Annotated in this window: 2 protein-coding genes; both read right to left on the bottom strand. The window is 27.9% G+C overall.

Annotated elements, in window-relative coordinates:
• Positions 1-722, bottom strand: a 722-nt coding sequence (locus U9Q18_04165; protein ID MEA3313551.1) for a hypothetical protein, incomplete at its 3' end; no start/stop codon positions are given.
• A gap of 108 nt (positions 723-830) precedes the next feature.
• On the bottom strand, positions 831-1,274 hold the full coding sequence (locus U9Q18_04170; protein MEA3313552.1) for a type II secretion system protein: 444 nt from the start codon (positions 1,272-1,274) through the stop codon (positions 831-833).
• Between the last annotated feature and the right edge of the window lie 263 nt (positions 1,275-1,537).

Consider the following 1,537-nt stretch of genomic DNA (forward strand, 5'->3'; position numbering starts at 1 on the left):
TATATCCATTTTTTCTTTTTTTTAATCATATAATATAATTTAAAATGGTAAATTAAAAATATCATTATGATTGAGGTCAATATCATGCTGATCCATATTCCCCTGCTTCGGCAAATCATTAAAGCTATATAGAAGATAATTAAAATTAAAAAGTATTTAAATAAAAACTTTCTTTTTTTCTGAATTAGAAATAAGAAAAATGCAATAAAGAAGAATAATGCTAAATAATTAGAAGTCCAATTTTTTTGGCCTATTGGAGATACAGTGGGACCAAACTCTTTTAAGTAGGTTATAATTCCATAAAAATGCAAAATAACATATAATGCTACAAATGTAGAAACATATAGAAAGAAGTTTATTATAGAAAAAAAATCTTTTTCAGTATCAACAGAATTAATGATGGTAAAAAATAGAATTAAATAGGAAAAGAAAATAAGATAATCTTTCAGACTTACGAAAAATATTTTACTTAGCATCAAAGAGAGTGAGCATATTATAAAAAATAAAAAGATTGGTAGATTTAGTGGATGTTGTTTCCATATTATTTCAGCTTTAGTAATTGATTTTAAAAGATAGAAAAAAAGGAAAAATACAGCAAATAATTTTAACCATAGATATTGATTGGCTTTAAAATAATCAACGCCTTTATAAATTCCTAAAGGAATTAATATTATTGCAAGTTTGATTAAAAAAATGTCAATTGATTTGAAATATCTATACATCATATCTCTTTAAATAATTCTTTATAATTTTTTATTTTATTGTAAAAAGATAACTCCACCTATATAGTTATATATAAGTGGAGTTACTGTTTAATTTAATCCAATTATTTATCTTTGAGCTTTTAAATCAACTGTAGGATATATTTTAGTTCCTAAGTCATCCCATCCATTTACGTGAAATACATCGGAATCGTCTAACCATACATAAACTTCTCCTTCTGATGTGTCTGTAGTAAAGGTTGATATACTCCCATCACTGAAGTAGCTTTCTGTTTGTGGACTTCCACTAAATGGATTTCTTATACCAGAATCGCTAACTAGACCATCCATATAAGTATCACCAGCTATTACAGAAACTTCATTATCTGCCAATTCCGCCTGTATTAAAGTCTGAATTGTTCCGGCATTAGCTTTAACTATAGCATTTTTTGCTTTTCTTTGTTGCCCGGTATAAAGTCTTAATCCTAATAGAGCTAATACACCGATGATGGCAACTACGACCATTAATTCAATTAAGGTAAAACCTTTTTTACTTTTTCTAAAACTATACATTTTAAATTTCCTCCTTTTTAATTTAGTTAGTTGGTTAGCTGGTTACCTGGTTAGTTAGTTAAAAATACAGATGCAAGATGAAAGACTATTCAATTAACTAATTAGCCGGTTGGCCAGTTTGCCAGCTATTTAATTGATAATTAAAAATACATTTAAAAAATCGGTAGTTTAGCAGTCGTAACATTGTGCGAGGTAATACGAGATTGCTTCCCTTGCTTTCGCTGGGGCAGGCTTACTTCGTTCGCGATGACATTTATATTCAC

The organism is Caldisericota bacterium, assembly GCA_034717215.1.
Lineage (GTDB): Bacteria > Caldisericota > Caldisericia > Caldisericales > Caldisericaceae > UBA646.